General features: G+C 40.6%; 1 protein-coding gene. It reads left to right on the top strand.

Going from position 1 to position 217, the window contains the following annotated elements; genetic code table 11:
- A partial coding sequence (locus IDG65_RS14715; protein WP_206174286.1) for a G5 domain-containing protein occupies positions 1 to 217 on the top strand: 217 nt, incomplete at both ends.

Consider the following 217-nt stretch of genomic DNA (forward strand, 5'->3'; position numbering starts at 1 on the left):
AGAATCCAGACACAGGAAAAGTGATCGAAGAGCCAGTGGATGATGTGATTAAACACGGACCAAAAACGGGTACACCAGAAACAAAAACAGTAGAGATACCGTTTGAAACAAAACGTGAATTTAATCCAAAATTACAACCTGGTGAAGAGCGAGTGAAACAAGAAGGACAACCAGGAAGTAAGACAATCACAACACCAATCACAGTGAACCCATTAAC

The organism is Staphylococcus sp. EG-SA-17, assembly GCF_017151845.1.
GTDB lineage: Bacteria > Bacillota > Bacilli > Staphylococcales > Staphylococcaceae > Staphylococcus > Staphylococcus aureus.